The organism is Sphingomonas sp., from assembly GCF_964263785.1.
Lineage (GTDB): Bacteria > Pseudomonadota > Alphaproteobacteria > Sphingomonadales > Sphingomonadaceae > Sphingomonas.
The window spans coordinates 1-2,677 of sequence record NZ_CAXVWL010000053.1 but is presented as its reverse complement, the minus strand read 5'-3'; the positions used below and the strand labels follow the sequence as shown (position 1 = coordinate 2,677).

Genomic DNA, 2,677 nt, shown 5'->3' with positions numbered 1-2,677 from the left:
TCGAACGGGCCGCTGATGCAACTCACCTGCTTGTTGAACCAGGTCTGGTGCGCCGACCGCTTGACGCCGAGCTTGTCCGCCTCCTCCAGATGCTTGGCGTAGTTCATCCCGATCGCCAGATATTTGCCCGGCCGCTCGATCGGCGCCAGCAGGCGCACCTGCTCCAAGGCGTGGCGCCGCCCGCCAGCCGCCGCGTCCACGTGCGCGCGCCACCCTTCGGCGTCCTTGATCAGCGCCAGCATTGTCGGATAGACGATACCGCCATCGGCGAGGTCGACGACCTCTTCGCCATCGACCAGGCCCAGCCTCGGGCCGCTGCCTGCTTCAAACCGCGCGAGCTTCACGCCAAGTCTCCTCGTTCCTCGATACCGTGCGAACCGCGACGCCGGCCGCCGCCAGATCGGCGAGCAGGTCATCGACGAGCGCCGGCAGCTCGTCCCCTGCCGCCACGCCGCCATAGACATAATAATCCGGCCGAACGATCATCGCCGCCCAGCCCTGCGCCGTCAGGAAGTCGTCCAGGCGGCCATCGAGATCGCGAACGCCGTTCTCGCCGTCGCCCAGCGTCACGAACTGCGCGCCGAACGCCGCGAGCGTGTCGGCGGCCTCGCTCTCCAGCACCGCTTCGGCGTCGAAGCCGCGGGTGATGACTACGAAGCCGCCTCCCGTGACCTGATCCAGCCGCGCCCGCCGGCCTTCGCGAAGCACGTCGACATGCGGCGAGAGCAGGCCGGCACCGACCACGACGGTGCCGTCACGGTCGCGCCGCAGCAGCCCGTCGACCATGGAGGGGAACGGCGGCGGCGGCTCGGCGGTGCCGCCCAGGAACTCGGCATCGCGCGCGGCGGCGGCCTCCGCATCGGGCAGACAGATCATCTTGCCGAGGTAGATCGACATGTCGGTGATCTGGCCGACGTGCGGCAAGCGTTCGGGCTGATAGGTGTCGAGCAGACGGTCGTCCGCCTTGCCGTCGAGGATCAAGCCGAGCTTCCAGGCCAGGTTCCACGCATCGCGCATTCCCGAGCACATGCCCTGCCCCATGAAGGGAGGCATGACGTGCGCGGCGTCGCCGGCGATCAGCAGCCGCCGCTCGCGCCACCGCTCCGCCAGCAGAGAGCGGAAATTATAGACCTTGTGGCGGACGAGCTCGATGTCGTCCGGCCCCGCCCAGGGGCGCAGCAGCTCCCAGACGCGCTCCTCGCGCTCCAGATCCTCGACGCGCTCGCCGGGCAGTCGCATGAACTCCCAGCGCCGGAACGTCCGACCCTCGCGCACCCCGGCGGGGACAATCGTCGTCGGGCGCGCGGGATTGCAATACTGGCCAGCGGCGGGGATGCCGAGGCCCTCGATCGTGACGCCTTCCTTCAGCAGCACGTCGATGACCAGCCAGTCCGCCTCGAACCCGCGATCCTCGCGATCGCCGCCGATCGCCTCGCGCACCCGCGAGTTCGCTCCGTCGCAACCGACCACATAGCGGGCTGATAAGTCCTTCACCTCGCCGGTGTCGCCATGGCGCAGATGGACGCGCGCGCGGTCATCGTCTTGGTCGACCGCCGTCACCTCCCAGCCGAGGTGCAGATCGACGGTCGGCAACGCCCCCACCGCCTCGTCCAGCGCCTCCTCCAGCGTCGGCTGGTGAACGAAATTCACCTCCGGCCCGCCCGAGATCGACGGTGCCGACCAGTCGATCACCAGCAACTCGCGCCAGTCGGCGTTGAACCACTGATATAACGGCCCCTTCTGGGTGACGCGCGGCAGGACATCGCCCATCCCGTTCGCCGCGAGCACGCGGTAAAGCTCATGGTCGACGCACACGGCGCGTGGCAGAGGGTATCGCTTGGACCAGCGCTCGCAGACCGCCACAGAGCGGCCCTGCCGCCCCAGCATCAGGGCCAGCGTCGCGCTCACGGGGCCATAGCCGATCTGGATGACGTCGTAATCGGGTTCCGCCACTTATGTCCTCTCCCCCATGACCCATGGCAGTCGAACGCCGCCACGCCGATCGTCATCTTGACACTTTCGCCAGTATGAAGTCAATTAGTCCGGCTGCGCCAAGCAATGGCGAGCGGAGAGGATCGGTTCATGACGACCGATATCGCGAGGGAAGCGCGTCGAGCGGCGGTGGAGAGTCGATGCGGAAGCTGCGACGGAAGCGGCATTCGTCACGTTGGCTGGAGCAGGGACATCGGTGTCGCCATCCTGCTCTGTGCGGCGCGCTGCACAGCACATGGCACCGCTGGCTGACCGTGGCATGCTGGTCGGTGTCGGTGCCTATTCTGCTGCTGGGAATGCTGCTGTTCTGACGCGGCATTCAGCCCCGCTCCGGCGCAGTGGAGACGACTGGCCTGAATGCTGCCGGGTCGCTAACTGACCAACCATGCTTGCAGACGGAACTCGAGACGGCCCCGGGGTCGACGGAGCGCTTCCCGTTCAGGCGAACAGAAGCACCGACTCGCTTCGCGAGGACCACCGGACCCGCGTCGGACGGGAACGACGCGAACGGATGCGCAATCAGCTGCTGCAATCGGTGCTTGCTGTATGCGCCGGACGCGGCCCCGCGGGCGCGGCCGTGATCGACGACGTCGTCAGGCACGCGTCGGTGTCTCGCGGCACCTTCTACAATCATTTCGAGTCGATCGAGCAGGCGGTCTCGGAACTCGGCCTCCAGCTCGCCGAC

Annotated in this window: 3 protein-coding genes; 1 reads left to right on the top strand and 2 read right to left on the bottom strand. The window is 67.7% G+C overall.

The annotated features are described in order from the left end of the window. Together ACE5C1_RS07350 and ACE5C1_RS07345 are read right to left on the bottom strand one after the other, a co-directional pair. The coding region (locus ACE5C1_RS07350) for an Rv2993c-like domain-containing protein (RefSeq protein WP_374943412.1) at positions 1-344 on the bottom strand (344 nt) is incomplete at its 3' end. Beyond that, positions 325-1,953, bottom strand: a complete 1,629-nt coding sequence (locus ACE5C1_RS07345) for a bifunctional 3-(3-hydroxy-phenyl)propionate/3-hydroxycinnamic acid hydroxylase (protein WP_374943411.1) — start codon at positions 1,951-1,953, stop codon at positions 325-327. The genes ACE5C1_RS07350 and ACE5C1_RS07345, both read right to left, overlap by 20 nt. Before the next feature lie 424 nt (positions 1,954-2,377). Here ACE5C1_RS07345 and ACE5C1_RS07340 point away from each other — a divergent pair. Continuing rightward, on the top strand, positions 2,378-2,677 hold a 300-nt coding region (locus tag ACE5C1_RS07340; RefSeq protein WP_374943410.1), incomplete at its 3' end, for a TetR/AcrR family transcriptional regulator.